Origin of the sequence: Bradyrhizobium sp. HKCCYLRH3059 (genome assembly GCF_051168035.1) — a bacterium.
In the GTDB taxonomy this organism is placed as follows: domain Bacteria; phylum Pseudomonadota; class Alphaproteobacteria; order Rhizobiales; family Xanthobacteraceae; genus Bradyrhizobium.
The window spans coordinates 177,449-198,489 of record NZ_JBNPUF010000001.1 but is presented as its reverse complement, the minus strand read 5'-3'; the positions used below and the strand labels follow the sequence as shown (position 1 = coordinate 198,489).

Annotated in this window: 23 protein-coding genes; 13 read left to right on the top strand and 10 right to left on the bottom strand. The window is 64.9% G+C overall.

The genetic code is table 11. The features are described from left to right. Positions 1 to 94: 94 nt before the first annotated feature. Positions 95 to 520, bottom strand: a complete 426-nt coding sequence (gene flbT, locus ACQR13_RS00910; RefSeq protein ID WP_315715996.1) for a flagellar biosynthesis repressor FlbT — start codon at positions 518 to 520, stop codon at positions 95 to 97. A 388-nt stretch (positions 521 to 908) separates the two neighbouring features. Between flbT and ACQR13_RS00905 the strand changes: the two genes are divergently transcribed. The 4 genes from ACQR13_RS00905 (at position 909) to ACQR13_RS00890 (ending at position 5,307) form a co-directional block, all read left to right on the top strand. Continuing rightward, positions 909 to 2,456, top strand: coding sequence for a flagellin (locus tag ACQR13_RS00905; RefSeq protein ID WP_315715997.1), 1,548 nt, complete (start codon positions 909 to 911; stop codon positions 2,454 to 2,456). A gap of 227 nt (positions 2,457 to 2,683) precedes the next feature. Continuing rightward, the gene (locus ACQR13_RS00900) at positions 2,684 to 4,255 is read left to right on the top strand and encodes a flagellin (protein ID WP_315715998.1); all 1,572 of its coding nucleotides are present in this window, start codon (positions 2,684 to 2,686) and stop codon (positions 4,253 to 4,255) included. Positions 4,256 to 4,626: 371 nt separating this feature from the next. After that, positions 4,627 to 4,992 carry a flagellar biosynthesis regulator FlaF gene (gene flaF / locus ACQR13_RS00895; protein WP_315715999.1) on the top strand — a complete coding sequence of 122 codons (366 nt, stop codon included), beginning with the start codon at positions 4,627 to 4,629 and terminating at the stop codon, positions 4,990 to 4,992. A gap of 156 nt (positions 4,993 to 5,148) precedes the next feature. Next, positions 5,149 to 5,307: a hypothetical protein gene (locus tag ACQR13_RS00890; RefSeq protein WP_434862508.1), complete on the top strand. Its 159-nt coding sequence runs from the start codon at positions 5,149 to 5,151 to the stop codon at positions 5,305 to 5,307. 90 nt (positions 5,308 to 5,397) lie between these two features. Here the strand turns inward: ACQR13_RS00890 and ACQR13_RS00885 are convergent, their stop codons facing one another. From ACQR13_RS00885 to ACQR13_RS00870, 4 genes are all read right to left on the bottom strand, one after another. Next, the gene (locus ACQR13_RS00885) at positions 5,398 to 5,784 is read right to left on the bottom strand and encodes a hypothetical protein (RefSeq protein ID WP_315716001.1); all 387 of its coding nucleotides are present in this window, start codon (positions 5,782 to 5,784) and stop codon (positions 5,398 to 5,400) included. 206 nt (positions 5,785 to 5,990) lie between these two features. Beyond that, positions 5,991 to 6,476, bottom strand: a complete 486-nt coding sequence (locus ACQR13_RS00880) for a hypothetical protein (protein ID WP_315716002.1) — start codon at positions 6,474 to 6,476, stop codon at positions 5,991 to 5,993. 56 nt (positions 6,477 to 6,532) lie between these two features. Next, positions 6,533 to 6,919 (bottom strand): flagellar assembly peptidoglycan hydrolase FlgJ, encoded by a 387-nt coding sequence (flgJ, locus tag ACQR13_RS00875; RefSeq protein ID WP_315716003.1) that lies wholly within the window; start codon positions 6,917 to 6,919, stop codon positions 6,533 to 6,535. Then, entirely contained in the window at positions 6,919 to 8,043 is a 1,125-nt protein-coding gene (locus ACQR13_RS00870; protein WP_315828149.1) for a flagellar basal body P-ring protein FlgI, read from the bottom strand. The genes flgJ and ACQR13_RS00870 overlap by 1 nt, the downstream gene beginning before the upstream one ends. 269 nt (positions 8,044 to 8,312) lie before the next feature. Here ACQR13_RS00870 and ACQR13_RS00865 point away from each other — a divergent pair, with 269 nt between their 5' ends. Beyond that, entirely contained in the window at positions 8,313 to 8,726 is a 414-nt protein-coding gene (locus ACQR13_RS00865; RefSeq protein WP_315716005.1) for a flagellar assembly protein FliX, read from the top strand. A 14-nt stretch (positions 8,727 to 8,740) separates the two neighbouring features. On the opposite strand, the gene ACQR13_RS00860 is transcribed toward ACQR13_RS00865, so the two are convergent. Next, on the bottom strand, positions 8,741 to 9,115 hold the full coding sequence (locus tag ACQR13_RS00860) for a winged helix-turn-helix transcriptional regulator (protein WP_315716006.1): 375 nt from the start codon (positions 9,113 to 9,115) through the stop codon (positions 8,741 to 8,743). 144 nt (positions 9,116 to 9,259) lie between these two features. Here ACQR13_RS00860 and ACQR13_RS00855 point away from each other — a divergent pair, with 144 nt between their 5' ends. From ACQR13_RS00855 to ACQR13_RS00840, 4 genes are all read left to right on the top strand, one after another. Further along, positions 9,260 to 9,871, top strand: a complete 612-nt coding sequence (locus ACQR13_RS00855; protein WP_315716007.1) for an NAD(P)-dependent oxidoreductase — start codon at positions 9,260 to 9,262, stop codon at positions 9,869 to 9,871. A 228-nt stretch (positions 9,872 to 10,099) separates the two neighbouring features. After that, positions 10,100 to 10,465, top strand: coding sequence for an RNA polymerase-binding protein DksA (dksA, locus tag ACQR13_RS00850; protein WP_170323279.1), 366 nt, complete (start codon positions 10,100 to 10,102; stop codon positions 10,463 to 10,465). Positions 10,466 to 10,698: 233 nt separating this feature from the next. Next, entirely contained in the window at positions 10,699 to 12,795 is a 2,097-nt protein-coding gene (locus ACQR13_RS00845; RefSeq protein WP_434862507.1) for a sensor histidine kinase, read from the top strand. Between the two features lie 256 nt (positions 12,796 to 13,051). Beyond that, positions 13,052 to 13,843 (top strand): 2-keto-4-pentenoate hydratase, encoded by a 792-nt coding sequence (locus tag ACQR13_RS00840; protein WP_434862506.1) that lies wholly within the window; start codon positions 13,052 to 13,054, stop codon positions 13,841 to 13,843. Positions 13,844 to 14,200: 357 nt separating this feature from the next. Here the strand turns inward: ACQR13_RS00840 and flgH are convergent, their stop codons facing one another. The 4 genes from flgH to flgF are packed head-to-tail and all read right to left on the bottom strand — an operon-like array spanning position 14,201 to position 17,648. Then, complete coding sequence (gene flgH / locus ACQR13_RS00835; RefSeq protein ID WP_315716010.1) at positions 14,201 to 14,980, bottom strand: flagellar basal body L-ring protein FlgH; 780 nt, start codon at positions 14,978 to 14,980, stop codon at positions 14,201 to 14,203. 5 nt (positions 14,981 to 14,985) lie between these two features. After that, complete coding sequence (gene flgA, locus ACQR13_RS00830) at positions 14,986 to 16,050, bottom strand: flagellar basal body P-ring formation chaperone FlgA (protein WP_315753141.1); 1,065 nt, start codon at positions 16,048 to 16,050, stop codon at positions 14,986 to 14,988. Positions 16,051 to 16,072: 22 nt separating this feature from the next. Then, positions 16,073 to 16,861 (bottom strand): flagellar basal-body rod protein FlgG, encoded by a 789-nt coding sequence (gene flgG / locus ACQR13_RS00825; RefSeq protein WP_315716012.1) that lies wholly within the window; start codon positions 16,859 to 16,861, stop codon positions 16,073 to 16,075. A 22-nt stretch (positions 16,862 to 16,883) separates the two neighbouring features. Then, on the bottom strand, positions 16,884 to 17,648 hold the full coding sequence (gene flgF / locus ACQR13_RS00820) for a flagellar basal-body rod protein FlgF (RefSeq protein WP_315753140.1): 765 nt from the start codon (positions 17,646 to 17,648) through the stop codon (positions 16,884 to 16,886). 377 nt (positions 17,649 to 18,025) lie between these two features. Between flgF and fliL the strand changes: the two genes are divergently transcribed. From fliL to ACQR13_RS00800, 4 genes are read left to right on the top strand one after another with little or no spacing between them, the layout of a single operon-like run. After that, positions 18,026 to 18,520 carry a flagellar basal body-associated protein FliL gene (gene fliL, locus ACQR13_RS00815; protein ID WP_315716014.1) on the top strand — a complete coding sequence of 165 codons (495 nt, stop codon included), beginning with the start codon at positions 18,026 to 18,028 and terminating at the stop codon, positions 18,518 to 18,520. Positions 18,521 to 18,540: 20 nt separating this feature from the next. Then, positions 18,541 to 19,743 (top strand): flagellar motor switch protein FliM, encoded by a 1,203-nt coding sequence (gene fliM, locus ACQR13_RS00810; RefSeq protein WP_315716015.1) that lies wholly within the window; start codon positions 18,541 to 18,543, stop codon positions 19,741 to 19,743. After that, entirely contained in the window at positions 19,740 to 20,219 is a 480-nt protein-coding gene (locus tag ACQR13_RS00805) for a DUF6468 domain-containing protein (RefSeq protein WP_315716016.1), read from the top strand. The genes fliM and ACQR13_RS00805 overlap by 4 nt, the downstream gene beginning before the upstream one ends. After that, positions 20,216 to 20,986: a flagellar protein FlbB gene (locus ACQR13_RS00800; RefSeq protein WP_315716017.1), complete on the top strand. Its 771-nt coding sequence runs from the start codon at positions 20,216 to 20,218 to the stop codon at positions 20,984 to 20,986. The genes ACQR13_RS00805 and ACQR13_RS00800 overlap by 4 nt, the downstream gene beginning before the upstream one ends. The last annotated feature ends 55 nt before the right edge of the window (positions 20,987 to 21,041 follow it).

The following is a 21,041-nucleotide window of genomic DNA, read 5'->3' as shown; positions in this document are numbered from 1 at the left end:
CTGCGGCGTAGCTTGGCGAGCGCGCAAAAATCGGAAAGCCCGGTCTCGCGACTGGCGAGCCGGGCCTTTCGATGTCGGGTGAGGAGACGAAAGCTCAGGCCGCCGAGCTCACCGGCTTGTCCTGCTGTTCGGCTTCAGCCTGCTCGATCAGCTTCTTCTCGTAGGCGACGAGCTTCTTGGCTTCCTTCAGCGCCTGGTAGAGATCGCCGTTGAGGATATGACCGTTGATCGCCTCGATAATCGGCCAGGCGCTCGGCACCGTGGTGATGATGTCGCGCAGCAGGTTGAAATAGGTGCCGTGATCCGCGTCTGCCCCCGGCGAGATGTACATCAGCTGGACCGCAAGATAGACGAGCTTGGCCGGCGTGTCGGCCGTCTCCGGCGTCAGGATGTCCTTCTCGCGCAGGATCGGAATGTTCTCGCCGTCGATCAGGAGGCGCGCGCGCTGATCGGTGTTGGTGATCACGCAGGAGCCGATGATGATGCGCTCATGCGGCTTCAGTTCGACTTTCAGGGCCATTCTCATTCTCCGTTGCCGCAATCGGCGTGGCGCCGAACCTGCTGCGTCGAGGCCGATGACGGGTCCAGCTGCCAGTCTAGATCGCGCGGGGAGTCTGCGCGCTCGATCGGTCGGTGCGCAGCAATCCTTTCCGATCATGGTTAACGGACGGTAAACGGCCGCGCCCGCCTGGCGAATATACGGTGTTTTCAAGGTGATCCGCGGCGAATCGCCGATGCGCGGCCGTGCCGATGCCACGCATCGGGGACCGCGAGCGGTCGTGACTTCACTGTTTGTTAGCCGCTCGCATTTACCTTAACGCCCGTCGCCCGGTGGTGCAGTCACCGACGGGCTTCGCCTTGATCCTGAATGGATCGGGCCGTTTGTTTCACACCAGAAGGGTATGAAAATGTCAGGTATTGTTCTCTCGGCGTCGGTGCGTCAGAATCTGCTCTCGCTTCAGTCGACGGCTCAGCTCCTCGCCACCACCCAGAACAATCTCTCCACGGGCAAGAAGGTCAACTCGGCGCTCGACAATCCGACCAACTTCTTCACCGCCCAGGGTCTCGACAACCGCGCTTCCGACATCTCCAATCTGCTCGACGGTATCGGCAACGGCGTGCAGGTGCTGCAGGCCGCCAACACCGGCATCACCTCGTTGCAGAAGCTCGTCGACAGCGCCAAGTCGATCGCCAACCAGGTGCTGCAGAGCTCCGTGGGCTACTCGACCAAGTCCAGCGTGACCTCGGCGGCTCTGACCGGGGCGACCGCCACCGACCTGCTCGGCTCCAGCTCGACAGCTGTGACCGGCTCGGTCGTGAACAACGACAATACCTCGAGCGCGGTGGCGATCACCGGCTCGACCAAGCTGTCGGGCACGGCGGGCACCGCGTCGAACAACCTCGCCTCCGGCATCACCTCCGGTGAGACGCTGGTCGTCAACGGCACCACCTTCACCTTCATCACCGGCACGTCCTCGACGGGCACCAACATCGGCATCGGCGACAGCGTCAGCAACCTGCTGTCGGCGATCCAGACCCAGACCGGCGTCACCGCGTCGATCACCGCGGGGGCGATCACCCTGACGCCGCCGGCGGCGGGATTGACGCTCTCGGGCAGCACCGGCACCTTGGGCAAGCTCGGGCTGACTGCTGTCGGCGACGGCTTGTCAGGTCAGACCTTGACGATCGGCGCCACAGGAGGTGGCACGGCGACGAGTGTCACGTTCGGTCTAGGGACAGGGCAGGTCAAGTCGCTGAACGATCTCAACACCAAGCTCGCGGCGAACAACCTGCAAGCCTCGATCGATACCACCGGCAAGATCTCGATCACCACGACCAACGACGCGGCTTCGGCCACGATCGGTGCGATCGGCGGTACGTCGGCTGCATCCAGCCAGGCCTTCAACGGTCTGACGGCGGCGGCGCCGGTGGCGGATGCGACCGCGCAGACGCAGCGCGCGAGCCTGGTCTCGCAGTACAACAACGTGCTGGCGCAGATCAACACGACCGCGGCCGACGCCTCGTTCAACGGTGTCAACCTGCTGAACGGCGATACGCTGAAGCTGACCTTCAACGAGAACGGCAAGTCAACGCTCTCGATCACCGGTGTGACCTTCAACACTGGCGGTCTTGGCCTGTCGAACCTCACCTCGGGCACCGACTTCCTCGACAACAACTCGGCGAACAAGGTGATCACCCTGTTGAACTCGGCGAGCTCGACGCTGCGGTCGGAAGCCTCCACGCTGGGTTCGAACCTGTCGGTGGTGCAGATCCGTCAGGACTTCAACAAGAACCTGATCAACGTGCTGCAGACCGGCTCGTCGAACCTGACGCTGGCCGACACCAACGAGGAAGCGGCCAACAGCCAGGCGCTGTCGACCCGTCAGTCGATCGCGGTGTCCGCGCTGTCGCTCGCCAACCAGTCGCAGGCGAGCGTGCTGCAGCTGCTGCGCTGATCCACAAGCATCGCATCTCGACGACCAAGGCGGCGGGGGAAACCCCGCCGCTTTTTTTCGCCTGGTTTGGCCGTCCGGCCCGTATCAATACTGGTCTGGAACCGGACGCGAGTGGAGCCAAGGATCGCAACCAGTCGTTAAGCAAGAAATTTAAAGTGCCATTAACCATGTTTTAAAAGTGGGTGGACTAGAACCCCCTGGTGAATAACTAGGAAGGTTTCACACACATGTCCGGTATCGTTCTCTCGGCTTCGGTTCGCCAAAACCTGCTGGCGCTGCAAAACACCGCATCGCTGCTGGCCACGACTCAAAACAACCTGGCCACCGGCAACAAGGTCAACACGGCGCTCGATAACCCCACCGAATTCTTCACCTCGCAATCGCTCAACAACCGCGCGAGCGACATTGCGAATCTGCTCGACAGCATCGGCAACGGTGTCCAGGTTCTCCAGGCTGCGAATACCGGTCTCACCTCACTTCAGAAGCTTGTCGACAGCGCCAAATCGATCGCAAGCCAAGTGCTTCAGGCGCCGACGGGATACACCACCAAGTCGAGCGTGACCTCCGCGGTCATCTCAGGGGCGACGGCGAACAACCTGCTCGGCAGCTCCTCAAACAATTTCGTGACCGGCAGCACGGTCAACAACGACAACCTCAGCTCGGCCGTTGCGATCACCGGATCCACCAGGCTGTCGGGTACGGCGAGCTCGACCTCGAACGACCTGGCGAGCAGCGTCACCACCGGCGATACGCTCGTGGTCAACGGTGTCGTGTTCACCTTCGTGGCCGGCTCGGTCTCGGCCGGTACCAATATCGGCGTCGGCGACACCGTCAGCAACCTCTTGGCTGCCATCGATTCGGTGACCGGAGCCACCGCAACGCCGTCCACGGTGGCAGCGGGCAAGATCCAGCTGGCGACAGGCACGGCGCAGGATCTGACAGTATCGGGCACGGCCCTGGCCAAGCTCGGATTGACCGCCGGCACGACCACACGAAATCCGCCAGCCTTGACAGGACAGACGTTGACAATTGCCTCGACAGGGGGCGGCGTCGCAACGAACATAACGTTCGGCACAGGTGCTTCGCAGATCTCGACGCTGGCACAGCTCAATACGGCGCTCGCGGCCAACAACCTGCAGGCCAGCCTGAGCACGACGGGCCAGCTTACGATCCTCACCACCAACGAAGCGGCATCGTCGACGATCGGCGCGGTCGCCGGCTCTTCGACCGCGGCCAGCATGGCCTTCAACGGCGTGACGGCCTCGACCCCGGTGGCCGACACCAACTCTCAGACGACGCGTGCCGGCCTGATCGCGCAGTACAACAACGTCCTGGCGCAGATCAACACCACGGCGCAAGACGCCTCGTTCAACGGCATCAACCTGCTCAACGGCGACACGCTCAAGTTGGTGTTCAACGAGACCGGACGGTCCACGCTGAACATCACCGGCGTGACCTTCAACAGCACCGGTCTCGGCCTGTCGGCGCTGGTGGTCGGAAGCGACTTCCTCGACAGCAACTCGGCCAACAAGGTGCTGACGACCTTGAACAGTGCATCGACCGCGATCCGCTCTGAAGCGTCGTCGCTCGGTTCGAACCTCTCGATCGTGCAGATCCGTCAGGACTTCAACAAGAACCTGATCAACGTGCTGCAGACCGGCTCGTCGAACTTGACCTTGGCCGACACCAACGAGGAGGCGGCCAACAGCCAGGCGCTGTCGACGCGCCAGTCGATCGCGGTCTCCGCGCTCGCGCTGGCCAATCAGTCGCAGGCGAGCGTGCTGCAGCTGCTGCGCTGACGCGCGAACGTACCGGAATAATATCTCATCGAAGCGGCGGGCCATGCCCGCCGCTTCTGCGTTAGGCTATGCCGAGCGTGCCGGCACTGGTCTCCGTTCGATGTCGGGGCCGTGAGTCAGCTCTGTGAGAACGCCGTTGTTCGTGTAGTTCGCGCCGCTCGGGCGGGATGAACAACGTACGAGCTTCGTCCGGACATTTTGAATCACCGCGTTCGCAAGAAATTAAGAGGTGCACCAAACAAAGCGATTTGCGGTGCTCCGTGACGCTACGAAACAAATTCCGCTAACGGCCGCTAACCATATTTTAAAGGCACACAAAGTACAAAACCTGAGCAGTTTGGTCGTGTCCCTGCGTCAGTCCGGAGTAGTTGATGTCATATGCCGCTCAAGCCTATGCCCGCACGTCGCAGACGACGGCATCACCACGGGAGATCGAAGCTCAGGCTCTGTTGAAAGCGGCACGGCAGCTGCAGGAAGTCCAGGCCAATTGGAACGGCCCTGATCGCAACATGTACAAGGCTCTGCTCTTCAATCGTCGCTTGTGGACGATCTTCATGAGCGCGATGGAGGCGGACGACAATCCGAATCCGCTCGACATCCGCCAGAACATCGCAAATATCGGCGTGTTCGTGATGAAGCAGACGATCGAGATGCAGATGGACCCGGATCCGGCGAAGCTCAAGTCGCTGATCGACATCAACTGCCACATCGCCGCGGGGTTGTCCGGGCGGAGCTGACCGTCGGGGGCAGGGCGGGAGGCGCGTCGTCGTGACCGATATCGCCAGCATCCTGTCTGCGTCCTACAAGTCGAACCTGCGCAGTACGGCGCGAAGCAACAGCAGATACGTGGCCGTCTATCCGACGCTCTATATCGGGCGGTTGGAGCGGAAGACATGCCAACGGGAAGTCGTTCCCGGTCTCATGCGTTCAGGATCGGCGATACGAAGTTCACGCCGACCGGCAACGGCAAGGCCCAGATCAAGAACGTGGTCACCGACGCCGCCTCGGGCCAGACCTATCTCGACACCGCCTACGCGATACGGAGCCGTTGATCCGCCAAAGCTGCGCGGCTCGATACGGCAACGCCGCCCGGTGGGGCGGCGTGCGGGCGGCGGAATGAAGCGGCCCGGTTCCGCGGGGGCTCAGGCAGTGCGATCGGTCGCCACGACGCGCGGCACGTCGGCCCTCTGCATATCCTTCTGCAGGTCGAGCGTGTTGAAGTAGGCCCGGCGGCGCAGCACGGCCTCATCTGGATATTGGGTCACGACCTGGTCGGTCTTGCGGTTGACCACCTGGAACACCAGAGCGGCAGCGGCGCGATCGTAATAGGCTTGGCGTGACACGGACAGATCGTTTGCGATGTTGACCGGGATGTCGTTGCGCACGGGGACGCCGGGCTCGGCCGCGGTCACGGTCTGGCTGGGAGGAAGGTCCGTCGGAACAGCGCTCACCACCGCCTGGCTCGACGGCGGAATTATCGGAACGGACGCAGGCGTCCCTACCGGTCTTACGCTGAAATCGGAACTCATGGCAGCCTCCTCATGGCCATCGAGTCAATTCCCAACCCATCCCGCTTGCAACTATGCCGATGACCAATCAACGTTATGTTAGGAAATAGGATGAACACCGCGTTGTGATTCGCGCCGGCCTTTTAAGCTTATCCGAGCGTTAAACGGCGGCGGCCGCGCGGCCCTCGAGGCGGCGCGGCGATGCAGATGGGGGCTGGCGGTGAGGCTCAGAGCGTCCGGCTGACGGCGAGCGGGGTGAGGTGTCGCGCGCCCGGGGCGGCGCGGCGGCCGCCGGCGGTATAGGTGCTGGGGATGTTCTTGCGCTGAACCTCGGCATTGACGCCGCGCACGATCTTTTCCGAGATCGCGTGCGCCGTCGCCAGCACGGTCAGGTTCACCTGCAGCATGGCGCGAAAGGTGTCGTGGTGACGATGCAGGGTGGCGAGCAGCTCCGGCGCGGTCTGCTTCATGAAATTCTGGCTCGCCTTGAGGCGGCCCACGGTCGTGACGTAGTGGCGGGACAGCTCGGTCTTCTTGGGGCCGAACGCCATGCCTTCGCGCAGCTTGCCGGCGCGGACCAGTTCGGTCTCCTGCTCGATGACCGCGATCAGCTCGCTCATGACGCTCACCATCTCGTCGGCGAGCGCGCGTGCCTCTGCGGCGCTGGTGGCGGCCGTGTAGGTCGTCTTCTTCGCTTGTCCCTGTGCGGTCATTTCATAACTCCCTTCGGCGTGAGCGTTTGCCGCCCACGCGCTCGTCACGCGAACATCTACGCTTTGCCGTTGGCGCCGGAGCTGCTGCCGGCCTGTTGCAGGATGAGAGTGCGGAAGACGTCGTTTGAGATGCCGACGCCGCCGGCCTTGGCGAAGTTCTTGGAATATTGCTCCGTCAGCATCGAGCGCCAGACGCCGGTGCCCGGCGTGTCGCCGAACGGACCTTCGCCCTTCACGCCGCTGGTCATCTGCGAGAACATGCTGTTGAGGAACATGGCTTCGAAGTCGGTTGCCGTCGCCTTGGCCCTGGCCTGTGCCTTGGGCGAGACCTTGGTCAGAGCCGCCGCGAGATCGAGATCGGTGCGCGGCGCGGTGACGGCCGCGGCCGTCGGCATGCTGAGAGCGACGCGGCCATGATAGGAGTCGATGAAGGACGTCGCCATCACATCACCTCGATGTCGGCTTCGATCGCGCCGGCCGCCTTGATGGCCTGCAGGATGCTGATCAGGTCGCGGGGGCCGATGCCGAGGCCGTTGAGGCCGTCGACCAGTTGCTGCAATGACACGCCGTCCCTGACGACCGCGAACTTCTTGCCTTCCTCGGTGACGCCGACGCTGGTGCGCGGCGTGACCACGGTGCGGCCGCGCGACAGCGGATTGGGCTGGCTGACCTGCGGACTTTCGGAGATCGTGACGGTGAGGTTGCCCTGGGCCACGGCGACGGTCGCCACACGCACGTCGCGACCCATCACGATGATGCCGGAGCGCTCGTCGATGACGATCTTGGCGGCGAGATCCGGGTCGACCTGCAACTGCTCGATCTCGGTCAGCAAGGCGACGACGTTGCCCTTGAACTCCGGCGGGATGCTCAGCTGCACCGTCGACGGATCGATCGGCTCGGCAGTCTTGACGCCGAGGAAATCATTGACCGCGGCCGCGATGCGCTTGGCGGTGGTGAAGTCGGCGTTGCGCAGCGCAAGCCGCACGTTCGGCAGCCGGTTCAGCGCGAACTCGATCTCGCGCTCGATGATGGCGCCGTTGGCGATGCGGCCGACCGTCGGCACGCCGCGCACGATCTTGGCGGCCTCGCCCTCGGCCTGGAAACCGGAGATCGCGAGCGAGCCCTGCGCCACCGCATAGACGTTGCCGTCGGCGCCGAGCAGCGGGGTGACGAGCAGGGTGCCGCCCTGCAGGTTCTTGGCGTCGCCGAGCGCGGAGACCGTCACGTCCATGCGCGTGCCTTGCGTGGCGAATGGCGGCAGGTTTCCGGTGACCATGACAGCGGCGACGTTGCCGGTGCGGATGGTGGCGCCGCGGATGTTGACGCCCATGCGCTCGAGCATCGCCTGCAGCGACTGCTTGGTGAACGGAATGTTGTTCAGCGTATCGCCGGTGCCGTTGAGGCCGACCACGAGGCCGTAGCCGATCAGCTGGTTCTGGCGCACGCCCTCGATATTGGCGAGATCCTTGATCCGCGAGGTCGCATTCGCAGACATGACGGTAGATGCCAGCGCCAGCACCGCGGCGCAGGCGACCTGAAACAGGCGCGTAGTTCGGACGCGTCGCATCCTATGCTCCCCTCGAACTCTTCAAGTGATCACTCGGCCACTCCCATGACCGCATGATCGGCATTAACTATGCGAGGGCCGTGCCACAGCGATGCTCCGGGCTAACTCATTGAAAGAGTGTGAAATCGACTCGAAGCTTTGTCGCGGTCCAGGGTTACTCCGGGGGAACGAAGCTGCCGCCCCGGCAGAATTTGCCGGGCCGTTTACGCACCGTTAACCACGGCGGAGCCAATCTCCCGCTCGACACGCGAAGCTTGCGGGAGCCATCGATGCGCATCTACGGACCGAACGGCACGACCCTGGGCTCGTCAACCAGCAGCACGCGGAAGGCCTCGTCCAGCGGCTTCAAGCTGCCTGACGTCGGCACCACACAGGACACGCGCGCGACCCTCGCGCCGAAGCAGACGGCGAACATTGATGCGCTGCTGGCGCTGCAGGGCATCGAGGAGGAGCCGGCGGAGCGCCGCAAGCGCTCGGTCCAGCGCGGCAAGCGCGCGCTCGACGTGCTCGATGATCTCAAGCTGACGCTGCTGTCCGGCAAGCTCGACACTGCGATGGCGCTGCGGCTTCGCGATGCCGCGGCCGACCTGAAGCAGACCTCGGGCGACCCGGGACTGGATGCGATCCTCTCCGAGATCGAACTGCGCGTCGAGGTCGAGCTCGCCAAGGCCGGGCGGAGCTGAGACGCTTCGCGCGTTCAAGCCGCCTTCGACGGCTGTTGCGCGTCGTAGCGCCGCTGCGCGGCGGTGACCTCCTTGAGATGACGCTCGGCCCAGTCGCGCAGCGGATCGACCGCGGCGGCGAGCGTCAGCCCGAGCGGCGTGATCGAATATTCGACGGTGACCGGGACGGTCGCGATCGCGCGCCGCCGCACCAGGCCGTCGCGCTCCAGGCTCTTCAGCACCTGGGACAGCATCTTCTGCGAAATCCCTTCGATCGACCGCCGCAACTGATTGAAGCGCAGGGGTTCGTTGCGCAGCAGGATCAGGATCAGCACGGCCCATTTGTCGCCGACGCGATCCAGGATCTGTCGCGTTGGGCAGTCGGCCGAATAGACGTTCGCGGCTCTCATCGGTTACTCCGGCGTGACCAGGTGATCTTAAAGTACGCTCTTAACACCAGCATTCGTTCCGCTATCTAGTCACTATCGGATACCGAGGCGACTTCGTCCAGACCTCGGATCCGACCTCGTGATCTCGAACATAGGAGTTTCCCCATGAAGATCGCCGTCGCCGGCGCCTCCGGCCGTGCCGGGTCCCGCATCACCGCCGAGTTGGCCAGCCGCGGCCACCAGGTCACCGGCATTGCCCGCAACCCGGACAAGATCGAGAAGCACGCCAACGTCACGGCGGTGCGGGGGGACGCCAACGACCGCGCCGCGCTGGCGAAACTCTGGGCCGGCCATGACGTCGCGATCAGCGCGATCCATTTCTCGGCCAGCGATGTCGAGACCCTGATCGGGGCGGCCAAGGACTCCGGCGTATCGCGTTACCTCGTGGTCGGCGGCGCCGGCTCGCTCGAGGTCGCGCCGGGTGTGCGGCTGGTGACGACGCCCGGCTTTCCGGCCGCCTACAAGGCCGAAGCGGAGAAGGGCGCCGCGTTCCTCGACCGCCTGCGCCAGGAGAAGGAGCTCGATTGGACCTTCCTGTCGCCCTCTGCGATGATCGATTTCGGCCCCCGGACGGGCAAGTTCCGGCTCGGAACGGATCAGCTGCTGGTCGATGCCGACGGCAAGAGCTTCGTCACCTTCGAGGACTTCGCGGTCGCGATGGCCGACGAAATCGAGCGTCCAGCCCACCGGCGGGCCCGTTTCACGGTCGGTTACTGAGGCCGTCCACGGCGTCCCGCCGGCTGGGGCCGAATTTGCCTGTGCAACGGCCCGAACGGCGGGGCGCCCGTGCCGATGGAAATATTGTCTGTCACATGAGGCCGCTATATAACGCGGCCGCGAACGGGCGTATTCCGTCCGCCGGTGCCGAAACCGGCGCCAGCACGTACAGATGGGCTGACCTTGGAAAAGTTGAAGAACTACAAACCTTCCGAAAAAGAGCCTTTCATGAACGAACGCCAGCGCGACTATTTCCGCGCCAAGCTGCTGGCATGGAAGGAGGAGATCCTGCGCGAATCGAAGCTCACCCTGCAGGCTCTGCAGGAGGAGAACGTGAACCATCCGGACCTCGCCGACCGCGCGTCGTCGGAGACCGATCGGGCGATCGAGCTTCGCGCCCGTGACCGCCAGCGCAAGCTGATCTCCAAGATCGACGCGGCGCTCCAGCGCATCGAGGACAACACCTACGGCTATTGCGAGGAGACCGGCGAGCCGATTTCGCTGAAGCGGCTCGAGGCCCGTCCCATTGCGACGCTGTCGGTGGAGGCGCAGGAACGCCACGAGAAGCGTGAAAAGGTCTATCGCGACGAGTAGGTCGCGACATTGACCTGAACGAGCGGGGATTGCGGCCGCTTGCCGGGTGCGGCCGCAGCGTCTGTTGCTGAGACGGCGCCGGTGTGCGCGAGGTCGAGTGTCTCGTCACCTGAGCGGTCTGCGGGCCGGCAATGCCGGCACGACCGCGCGCGCTGTTGGTTTTCCAAGCGTCCGGAACTTTTTCGCGTCTGCTGAATTATCGGCGGTTCCATCTCGGAACGCCGCGGGGAATCATGGGCGAGCCGGACATAGCCAGGGGCGCGCTGGCAACGATGGAGCGTTCCTATGGCGCCTTGAGCATCAAGGGGCGCCTCCTTCTCCTGGCCGGCATTCTGTTCCTGCCCTGCGTCGGGCTGATCGCCTATGTCATCGTATCGATGGCGCAATCCGCCGACGCCTCGATCCGGCGCGGCCTGTCCTATGCCGCGCAGACGATCTCCGGTGCCGTCGACGCCGAATTGCGGCGCTACATCGCGCTCGCCGAGGTGCTGGGCAAGTCTCCGGATCTCAGTGCCGCCGATCTCAGCAACTTCGAGGCGGAGGCGCGCCGCGTCGGTGCGGTCAGCGGCGAAGGCTGGATCATCGTGTCGGACGCGAGCGGCCGCATCCTGCTCAACACCGGGGCGACGCCGGGCAAGCCGCTCGGCGAGCGCGCGCCCGAAGGCTGGGGCTCGCAGGAGCGCGCTTTTCAGTCCGGAAGGCCGTCGATCTCCGACATCTTCACCGGTCCCAATTCCGGCGCGTGGGTGGCGACCGTTGATGTCCCCGTCTTCAAGGACGGCAAGCCGTTCCGCTGCCTTTCGATTGCCATGCCAGCCGCGAACTACACCCGGCTGCTGGCCCAGCAGCAGCTGCCGGCCGACTGGCTGGTCGGCATCATGGACGGCCAGGGCCGCTACATTTCGCGCATCCCGAAGAACGCCACCTCGACCGGGCAGCCGGCGTCGGCCGGATGGCGGGCGACTGCCAAGGCTGAGGGGATCGCGGAGTTTCCGTCGATCGAGGGTGATCGGATCATCAACGCCAATGCGCGTCCCCAACTGAGCGACTGGACTGTCGGGGTCGGCATCAAGCAGGCGGCTTTCGCCCAGGCGATCTCCTCGACGGTGCAGACCGCAACCATCGCGGCGACGACGATCTGTGCCCTGGCGCTGCTGCTGGCGGCCGGCATCGGCCGAAGCATCGCCCGGCCGCTCGAAAGCATCGCCGTCAAGCGCGCCATCCCCGGCGAGGCCGCGCCCTCCGATCCCCCGGAGGTCCGGGCGCTCAACGCCCGACTAGCTGCGGCCGAAAAGGCGCAGGCGGAGAGTGCACGCGTCATCCAGGAGAATTTCGGGATGCTCGCCCAAGCCAGGGACGATGCGTCGCGCACGGCCGGGCAGCTCAAACTCGCCGCGAAATACGGACGGCTTGGCACCTTTACCTGGGACGGCAGATCCGGCGCCAGCCACTGGTCCGATGAGATCGAAGAGCTCTATGGACTTGCGCCGGGCACGTTCCCCGGGACCTATGACGCCTGGCTGGCGCTGGTGCATCCCGAGGACCAGGCGCGTGCCGACCGGGACAACAAGCAGGCGCTGACAACCGGGGAGCTCGATTCGGAATGGCGGGTGCCGCTGCCCGACGGCTCGATCCGCTGGATCGAGGCGCGCGCCCGCATGTTGGGTGGCGAGGGCGGCGGCGATCCGTACATGATCGGCGTCAACATCGACGTCACGGCCGCGAAGGAAGCCGACCGCAAGCGCGAACTGCTCGTGCATGAGCTGGCCCATCGCGTCAAGAACAGCCTTGCCGTGGTGCAATCGCTGGCGCATCAGCTGCTGCCGCGGCACGACGCCAAGGTCCGCGATTTCACGTCGCGCCTGCATGCGCTGGCGACGGCGCACACGAGCCTTGCCGAGAACGACTGGCAGGGCGCCGATCTCGCCGCCCTCATCAGGAGTCAGGTCGTGCCGTTCGCCAGCACACCGGATCAACTCGCCACCAGCGGCCCCGCCATCCTGGTTCCGGTCGAGCTGACGACGCAGCTGGCTCTCGTCATCCACGAGATGGCCTGCAACGCCAGCAAATATGGCGCGCTCACCACGCCCGACGGCCACGTCGATGTTAGCTGGTCGTTGGCGCAGGACGCGCTGCATGTTCGCTGGCAGGAAAGCGGTGGCCCGCCGGCAACGGAGCCGCCAGTGGTCGGCTTCGGCAGCCGGCTGCTGACCCGCACGGTCAGGCATCTGCAGCGGACGTTTGCCGAGAGCGGGCTGACCTGCCAGTTCGAGCTGCCCTGGCTCAAGACGCCTGGCGAGAGTTCGGTGGCCGCAACGGAGGCGAGCTGAGCGCCGGTGCGCGAAACGCTGCGCGGCTGGAGTTCGCGCTCCAACGAGGACGCGATCGTCGCCTCTGCGGAAAGTCTGCTCGAACTCGGCATCGTGAGACGTGAAATCGGTTGAACGAGCCGCTTGCGCTGCGGCCGCGTCGTCTCAAATTGTTGATGAAGCTGAGATGGGAGCCCAAAACTCGTTTATAAACAATCCGTTCACCATAGATCCTGCGATGCCGGTTCGGACCGCGGGCCAAGGGAGTTGAAGGGCCATGGGAGCAGACGAGATACTTTCCGCTGCGCGACTGATCGTAGATGCCCGCAAGCAACGGGCGCCCTTGGGGGCTCTGCCGCCTCAGCTTCAGCCGAAGGATGAAGCTGCCGGCTATGAGATCCAGCGCGAAGTCCATTGGCTGCTCGCCGAACAGGCCGATGACTTCGCCGGCTACAAGATCGGCTGCACCAGCAAGGTGATGCAGGACTATCTTGGCATTCCGCATCCCTGTTCCGGCGGAGTGTTCGCGTCCGGTATTCACCAGACAGGTGTCGAACTGCGCACGGCCGACTTCGTCCGCGTGGGCGTCGAATGCGAGATCGCCGTGCGGCTCAAGCACGACCTGCTGCCGTTGGACGCGCCGTTCACCATGGATCGTGTCGTCGAGGCGATCGGCGACTGTCACGCGGCGATCGAGATCGTCGACGACCGTTATGTGCAATGGCAGACGCTGGGCGCGCCGACGCTCGTCGCCGACGATTTCTTTGCTGCCGGCTGTGTCCTCGGCCCTGCGCTCCCACGCGCTGCCGTAGCGGACTTGGCCGCGGTGCAGGGCCGTGCCATCGTCAACGGCACCTTGGTCGGCGAGGGCACTGGCGCGGATGTGCTGGGACATCCTGTCCATGCGCTGGCCTGGCTTGCCAATCATCTCGCCGCCAGTGGTGACGGGCTCGAGGCCGGGCAGCTCGTCCTGACCGGCAGCCTGGTCAAGACGATCTGGCTCAAGGCCGGCGACCGGGTAAGGATGGAGCTGGACGGCCTCGGTGTGGTCGAGGCGACGTTCGGGTGAGCCGAGGTAGGGCCGGAACGTCTTGAGCTGGGGTCCGTCAGCTCGGGTGTGACAGCCAAAACGAACGCGGCCTCCGGCAGGGGAGCTACCGGAGGCCGCGTATACATCACCCGCCGCGCCTAGGTTCGCATTGGGCAATGTGGGAGCTCGTTTTCAGAGAAGGGCGGCGGCTGCGGGGGTCATGCGCCGTGACCCATATCGCGCTCGGCCATCCCTTGTCCGACCCTCCCGCGCTGGGAGGGATTTCGGTCGTGTGTCCTGGTCCTCGTTTCGATTTGCGCCTTGCGAGGTCATCGCATGGGCGGCTTCCTGAGCGACCGGGCGGGCTCCGCCCGGTCATTGATGCTGAGGTTTGCCTCAGAACGGCAGCAGGATATCCATCACCTGCTGGCCGTAGCGCGGCTGCTGGACGTCGGAGATCTGGCCGCGGCCGCCGTAGGAGATGCGGGCCTGGGCGATCTTGGTGGAGTCGATGGTGTTGTCGCTCTGGATGTCCTCGGGCCGCACGATGCCGGCCACGATCAGCTCGCGGATCTCGTAGTTGACCCGGATCTCCTGCTTGCCTTCGACGACGAGGTTGCCGTTCGGCAGCACCTGCGTCACGACCGCGGCGACGCTGGTGGTCAAGGACTCCGACCGCTGGATCGTGCCCTTGCCGTCCGAGGACGAGGTGCCGTCGGCAGTCAGGATGCGGCCGGGCAGCACCTTCTGCGCCTGCACGCCGAGCGTCTTCGCGCCGATGAAGTCGGTGATGCCCGAATCCTCCTTGTTGGTGCGGCTGCGCTGGGTCTCGTTGGCGAAATTGGCCTTGTCGGAGATGCTGACCGTGACGGTCAGGAGGTCGCCGACCTGACGGGCGCGCTGGTCCTTGAAGAAGGCGCGCGAGCCGTTGCGCCACAGCGAGTTCGGCGCGTAGGACACGGTTTCGGGCTTCGGCATCGGCATCTGCACCGGCTTGTAGCCCGGCTGCGTGGTCGGATTGTCGATCTCCGTCAGCTTCGGCCGCTCGCCAATCTGGCTGAGACGGTCGATCGAGGAGCATCCGCCGGCGATCGACAGCACCGCGAAGGAAACCGAGATCAGCGCGACCCGGCGCAGGCTCGAGACGCCCCGATCATCAAACTTGAACTTCGACATGAAACTTACTCGGCTTTCGGGGTGGCGGAGGTGGGAAGGCGGCTGGCGACGGCGACGGGTGCGGCGATGTCGGCTTCGGAGGTCTGCGCCGGCTTGGCGACGGCGATGTCGACGGAGACCTGGCCGCGACCCGAGACGCGGCCCGTCACGGTGCGCTTGGACTGCAGATTGAGCACGCTGACGACGTCGCCTTCGGTGCCCGACTCCAGCGCCTTGCCGCGCGTGGTGAGATAGATGCCGGCGGTCTGGAAGATCAGCGTGACCGCCTGGTCGCGCTGCACGAGGTCGGGCTTGGCGAGGTCAGTGGTCCTCAGCGCCTGGCCCGCGCGCGCCGGGCGGCGCATCTGCATGCCTACTGCGAGCTCGCGCGTGGCGGGGTCGCCGCCGCCGAGCTCGGCGCGCGGCCGCCGCTCGGTCTGCAGGTCGCCTGAGCGGATCATCTCGTTGCGGTCGATGTTGCGGGTCAGCACCACGGCCTCGACGGTTTCGATCGCCGTGCCGGTGTAGCGCAGCTTGGTCGGGCTCGCGCCGTTGGCATGGCCGAGCTCCAAGGTGATGTCGAAGCGGCCGCTGCGCGGGTCGAACCGGACGCTGGTCGGCGCCAGCGTGCCCGACGTCGAGGCCTCGAATTTGAGGTCCTGCACCGGCTGGTCGAAGCTGATGCTGAGGTTGGCGGCATCGCCAAGTCCGTTGCGGTGATCGAGCGCCTGGGCCACCGTCGTGCTGATCTCCTTGGCGTCGACGGCGCGCGCCAGCCGCGTGACCGCGACCTCCTTGATGTCGCGGACCTCGACGCCGATCACCTGGTGGGTGCGCAGGGTCGCGATCACCTGCGCGGCCGGCAGCACGCCGGTCGTGCCGAGGTCGGGCGCGCGGTAGACGGCGATGTTGGCCGCGACGCCCGCATTGTCGATCAGGTCGCCGACGCGAACGATGTCGCCGGTGACGTTCACGGTGGAGCGCAGCACGGGCGCCTTGATCTGGTCGTCGGCCTCGCCGGCCAGCGCCGATAGCGCAGTCGAGGCGAGCAGGGCGGCCGCAAGAACGAAGGGACGGACGGTACGGGTCATGACGGTGATCTCCCTTCGAACCTCAGCGGAACAGCGCAGTGGTCGACTGCAGCATCTGGTCCGCGGCCGAGATGACCTTGGCGTTCATCTCGTAGGCGCGCTGCGCGGCGATCAGCTCGCTCATCTCGCTGACGACGTCGACATTGGCCTGCTCCAGGCTGCCCTGGGTGATGCTGCCGAGACCGTCCTGGTTGGCGACGCCGTCCTGCGGCGGCCCGGAGGAGGGGGTGTCGGTGAACTGGTTGTTGCCGACCGGCTGCAGGCCGGCCTTGTTGATGAAGCGGGTGACCTGGAGCTGGCCGATGATGTTCGAGGTGGTCGAGCCCGGCAGCGTCACAGAGACCTGGCCCTGGGCGTTGACGGTGATGCCCGAGGCGTTCTGCGGGATCGTGATGGTCGGCTGCACCGGGTTGCCCTGGGCGGTAACGATGCGGCCCTGATTGTCCATCTGGAAGGTGCCGTCGCGGGTGTACTGGAAGGTGCCGTCGGGCATCAGCACCTTGAAGAAGCCCTCGCCAGAGATCGCGAGGTCGAGATCGTTGCCGGTCTGCGACAGAGTGCCCTGCGTCATCGAGCGCGGCGTGCCGACGGTCTTGACGCCGCCGCCGATGTCGATGCCGACGGGCAGGATCGTGCCCTGGTCCGACGACTGCGCGCCGACGCGGCGCATGTGCTCGTAGATCAGGTCCTGGAACGCCACCGTCTGCTTCTTGAAGCCGGTGGTGCGCAGGTTGGCGATGTTGTTGGAGATCACCTGAACGTTGAGTTCCTGTGCCGCCATTCCGGTCGCAGCGGTGTGAAGCGCCTGCATGTCACGTCTCCTTCAAGATCTGTCAGGCCGGAACGTCGGCGAGTTTCTCGATCGCGTTCTTGCGCAGGTCGCTCTGGACCTGGAGCATGTTGGCGACCTGGGTGTAGGCGCGCATCACTTCGACCATCTTGCTCATCTCGCCGACCGCGCTGACGTTCGACTTCTCGATGTAGCCCTGCTGCACGGTCGACTTGGTGTCCTGCTGCGGGATGGCGCCGCCGGCGGCGGCGTAGAGGTTGTTGCCCTGCTTCTGCGCGGCCTGCGGATCGGCGAAGTTGACAATGCGCAGCTTGCCGCGGATCGAGTCGGTGCGGTTGACGCCCTCGACCACCGTCACGGTGCCGTCGGGCGAGATGTTGATGTCGTGGTCGGTCGGCTGAAACACGATCGGACCGCCGGTGCCGAGCACGAGGTCACCGGCGGCGGTGACGAGCTGGCCGAGATTGTTCATGTGCAGATTGCCGTCGCGGGTGTAGCGCTCGCCGGCCGCGGTCTGCACCGTCAGGAAGCCGTCGCCCGTGACGGCGACGTCGAGCGCGTTGCCGGTGCGCTGCATCGAGCCCTGCGAGAAGTCGCGATAGGTGCCGCGGTCCTGGACATAGGACACCCTGCGGGCGGCGCCCGGAAAATTGTCTTCATGCGCGCCGGAGGAGAGATACTCCTCGAACAGCTGCTGATCGGCCTTGAAGCCGTTGGTGTTGACGTTGGCGACGTTGTTGGCAACGACGTCGAGTTGCCGCTCCAGCACCATCTGTCGCGACAATCCGATGAGAAGCGCGTTCTCCACCGGTCGATCTCCCCTCTTAACGAATCCCGTTCGCGGCACCTCTCCCAAGGCGGTCTCGACCGGGTCTTCAACGAACCGTTCAGCTCTCCCAAGCCGGCGGGTTCGCAAGGGGTACAGCGAAAGCCGTGCCACTATGAAAATCGTATTCTTATCAATGAATTAGAGTTTCGATGGCGTCCGAAACGCCCGGCAATAACGTCTCGCTAACCATAATTGCCCGGCAAGATTTTCCCACCGCCTCGGCAAAAGAAAGCTTCCGTTAACCATTGTTACCGTAGCGTTCACTCAACAAAGCGCAGATGCGCTGGGAGCGTTGGTTTCGCGTCATTAAGCTTTCTGGCGGCATCGGCTCGATTTTCCGGAAGGATCCGAAAGCTATGGCCGAGAACGACGCCGGAGCAGGCGAAGGCGAGGAGCAAGCAGGCTCGCCGAAGAGCAAGCTCAAGCTGATCATCATGGTCGTCGGCGCGCTGGCGCTGCTCGGCGTCGGTGGTGCGGCCTATTTCTTCTTCTTCAGCCACAAGAACGACGAGCATCACGCCGAGGCGGCGCCGCCGCCGAAGCCGCCGGCCTTCGTCGAGGTGCCGGACCTTCTCGTCAACCTGGTCGGCAATCCCGGTGACCGCGTCCAATATCTGAAAGTGAAGATCGTGCTCGAGGTGAAGGAGGAGAAGCAGGTCGAGTCGATCAAGCCGACGCTGCCGCGCGTCACCGACATCTTCCAGACGTACTTGCGCGAGCTCCGGCCGAGCGACCTCAACGGCTCGGCGGGCCTGTTCCGGCTCAAGGAGGAGCTCACCAAGCGGGTCAACGTCGCGCTGGCGCCCAACCAGGTCAACGCGGTGTTGTTCAAGGAAATCGTGGTCCAGTAAGGCAAAGAAGCTCAACGATCATGGCGGGCAACGATCAAGTCGACCAGGATGCGATAGCCGCGCAATGGGAAGCCTCGCTCGACTCGGAGGATCCCACAGAGGCCGCGGAAGCCGCAGCAGCCAATGAACTCACCGAATCGATGGCCCTGCAATGGGCCGCGATGGTCGAGGACGGCAGCCGCGATTTCGGCGCCACCAAGAACGGCGGCGAGCGGGTGCTGTCGCAGGAGGAGATCGACAATCTCCTCGGCTTCACCGCCGGCGAGGTCAGTCTCGACGACCATTCCGGCATTCGCGCGATCATCGATTCGGCGATGGTCTCCTACGAGCGTCTGCCGATGCTCGAAATCGTCTTCGACCGCCTGGTGCGGCTGATGACGACGTCCTTGCGCAACTTCACCTCCGACAACGTCGAGGTCTCGCTCGATCGCATCACCTCGGTGCGCTTCGGCGACTACATGAACTCGATCCCGCTGCCCGCCGTGCTCAGCGTGTTCAAGGCGGAGGAGTGGGAGAATTTCGGGCTCGCCACCGTCGACTCGACCCTGATCTATTCGATCATCGACGTGCTGCTCGGCGGCCGCCGCGGCAACACCCAGCTCCGCGTCGAGGGTCGCCCCTACACGACGATCGAGACCAACCTGGTCAAGCGCCTGATCGAGGTGGTGCTGAGCGATGCCGAGCAGGCGTTCCGGCCGCTGTCGCCGGTGCGCTTTACCATCGACCGGCTCGAGACCAATCCGCGTTTCGCCGCGATCAGCCGGCCCGCCAATGCCGCGATCCTGGTGAAGCTGCGGATCGACATGGAAGACCGCGGCGGCAACATCGAGCTGCTGCTGCCCTACGCGACGATCGAGCCGATCCGGCCGGTGCTGTTGCAGATGTTCATGGGTGAGAAGTTCGGCCGCGATCCCGTCTGGGAAGGCCACTTCGCCACCGAGATCGCCAAGGCCGAGATCGCCGTCGACGCCGTGCTCTACGAGGCCGACGTGCCGCTGAAGCAGCTCATGAAGCTGAAGGTCGGCGACACCCTGCCGCTCGACATCCGTCCCGATGCGCTGGTCGCGGTCCGCTGCGGCAGCACCATGCTGACGGAAGGACGGATGGGGCGGGTCGGCGACCGCGTCGCGATCCGTGTCACCAAGAATTTGCGCAAGCCGAATACGACGCTTGCGATGTTCGAAGGCGCAGAAGGCCAGAACAAGTTGATGGAGGCCCAATGAACCACTCCCTCGGATTGATCATCGAAAGCCTGGTGGCGGTCTTATTGGTGCTGACCATCGGCTATTGCATGCTGCTGAATTCCAGGCTTAAGCGGCTGAAGGCGGACGAGCATTCGCTCAAGGCCGTGATCGCGGAGCTGATCACCGCGACCGAGATCGCCGAGCGGGCGATCGGCGGCCTCAAGCTCGCGGTGCGCGACGTCAACGACAATCTCGGCAATCAGCTCGCCGCCGCGACGCAGATGTCCGACCAGTTGCGCAAGCAGCTCGCCGAGAGCGACGGCGTGGTGCGCCGGCTGTCGCGCATCGCCAGCGCCGCGCGACCCATCACCTCGCCTGAAGCCGCGCCGGAGCCGGCGCCTGCGCCTGTGCCGGCGATCACGACCGAGCCGGTGCGCGTCTCCGGTGCCAAGGCGGTTGCCGCCGCGGCCCAGGCATTCTCCGAACGTCGAAGGACTGGTGGCCTTGCCGCATGAATGCGTTTCGTAACATCCGCGTCATTCCCGTCGTCCTGATCGCGGTGGCCTGCCTTGCGGTCCTGAAGGTGGCCGGTCTCGTGATCGATGGCGGCTACGTTTTCGACTATGACCCTCACCCGACCAAGCGGTCCTGGGCCCAGGAGAACCTGGGCTATCCGGGCCGCGAGGACAACGACATCGTCACCGGCTCCACGCACGGCGCGCCGAAGGAGAAGAAGGAGGAGGCGCCCAAGCCCGCCGCTCCCGACACCAAGCCCGAGGGCGTGGTGATCAAGCCCGAGGAGAACCAGCAGCAGGTGTCGCCGGCGGAGAAGGCGATCCTCGAGCGGCTGCAGTCGCGTCGCCAGGAGCTCGACGCGCGCGCGCGCGAGATCGACATCCGCGAGAGCCTGTTGCGCGCCGCCGAGCAGCGCATCCAGTCCAAGACCGAGGAGATGAAGGCGATCGAGGGCCGCATTTCCGGCGCGCAGGCCGCCAAGACCGAGGCCGACAACGCCCGCTTCAAGAGCATCGTCACGATGTACGAGGGCATGAAGCCGAAGGATGCCGCCAAGGTGTTCGACCGGCTCGAGATGTCGGTGCTGATCGAGATCGCCTCGCAGATCGCCCCGCGCAAGATGTCGGACATTCTCGGTCTGATGACGCCGGAGGCCGCCGAGCGGCTCACCGTCGAGCTCGCGCGCCGGGCCGGCGCCGACAGGCCCGAGACCAGCGCCGAGCTGCCGAAGATCGAGGGCAAGATCGTGCCTGTGAAGAGCAATTGAGCCGCATGTTTAATGCGCCCTTAAACGCCGGCACCTAGATTTCCGGCGTGGCGGG

Excerpts from the sequence above, each read along its gene's own strand:
- ACQR13_RS00900 (WP_315715998.1), top strand. The coding sequence starts at position 2,684 with ATGTCCGGTATCGTTCTCTCGGCTTCGGTTCGCCAAAACCTGCTGGCG.
- ACQR13_RS00880 (WP_315716002.1), bottom strand. The coding sequence starts at position 6,476 with ATGACCGCACAGGGACAAGCGAAGAAGACGACCTACACGGCCGCCACC.
- ACQR13_RS00805 (WP_315716016.1), top strand. The coding sequence starts at position 19,740 with ATGAACCACTCCCTCGGATTGATCATCGAAAGCCTGGTGGCGGTCTTA.
- ACQR13_RS00890 (WP_434862508.1), top strand. The coding sequence starts at position 5,149 with ATGCCAACGGGAAGTCGTTCCCGGTCTCATGCGTTCAGGATCGGCGAT.
- flgA (WP_315753141.1), bottom strand. The coding sequence starts at position 16,050 with ATGACCCGTACCGTCCGTCCCTTCGTTCTTGCGGCCGCCCTGCTCGCC.
- ACQR13_RS00855 (WP_315716007.1), top strand. The coding sequence starts at position 9,260 with ATGAAGATCGCCGTCGCCGGCGCCTCCGGCCGTGCCGGGTCCCGCATC.
- flbT (WP_315715996.1), bottom strand. The coding sequence starts at position 520 with ATGGCCCTGAAAGTCGAACTGAAGCCGCATGAGCGCATCATCATCGGC.
- fliL (WP_315716014.1), top strand. The coding sequence starts at position 18,026 with ATGGCCGAGAACGACGCCGGAGCAGGCGAAGGCGAGGAGCAAGCAGGC.
- ACQR13_RS00865 (WP_315716005.1), top strand. The coding sequence starts at position 8,313 with ATGCGCATCTACGGACCGAACGGCACGACCCTGGGCTCGTCAACCAGC.
- ACQR13_RS00905 (WP_315715997.1), top strand. The coding sequence starts at position 909 with ATGTCAGGTATTGTTCTCTCGGCGTCGGTGCGTCAGAATCTGCTCTCG.
- flgJ (WP_315716003.1), bottom strand. The coding sequence starts at position 6,919 with ATGGCGACGTCCTTCATCGACTCCTATCATGGCCGCGTCGCTCTCAGC.
- ACQR13_RS00840 (WP_434862506.1), top strand. The coding sequence starts at position 13,052 with ATGGGAGCAGACGAGATACTTTCCGCTGCGCGACTGATCGTAGATGCC.
- ACQR13_RS00860 (WP_315716006.1), bottom strand. The coding sequence starts at position 9,115 with ATGAGAGCCGCGAACGTCTATTCGGCCGACTGCCCAACGCGACAGATC.
- ACQR13_RS00845 (WP_434862507.1), top strand. The coding sequence starts at position 10,699 with ATGGGCGAGCCGGACATAGCCAGGGGCGCGCTGGCAACGATGGAGCGT.
- flaF (WP_315715999.1), top strand. The coding sequence starts at position 4,627 with ATGTCATATGCCGCTCAAGCCTATGCCCGCACGTCGCAGACGACGGCA.
- ACQR13_RS00870 (WP_315828149.1), bottom strand. The coding sequence starts at position 8,043 with ATGCGACGCGTCCGAACTACGCGCCTGTTTCAGGTCGCCTGCGCCGCG.
- fliM (WP_315716015.1), top strand. The coding sequence starts at position 18,541 with ATGGCGGGCAACGATCAAGTCGACCAGGATGCGATAGCCGCGCAATGG.
- ACQR13_RS00800 (WP_315716017.1), top strand. The coding sequence starts at position 20,216 with ATGAATGCGTTTCGTAACATCCGCGTCATTCCCGTCGTCCTGATCGCG.
- flgH (WP_315716010.1), bottom strand. The coding sequence starts at position 14,980 with ATGTCGAAGTTCAAGTTTGATGATCGGGGCGTCTCGAGCCTGCGCCGG.
- ACQR13_RS00885 (WP_315716001.1), bottom strand. The coding sequence starts at position 5,784 with ATGAGTTCCGATTTCAGCGTAAGACCGGTAGGGACGCCTGCGTCCGTT.
- flgG (WP_315716012.1), bottom strand. The coding sequence starts at position 16,861 with ATGCAGGCGCTTCACACCGCTGCGACCGGAATGGCGGCACAGGAACTC.
- dksA (WP_170323279.1), top strand. The coding sequence starts at position 10,100 with ATGAACGAACGCCAGCGCGACTATTTCCGCGCCAAGCTGCTGGCATGG.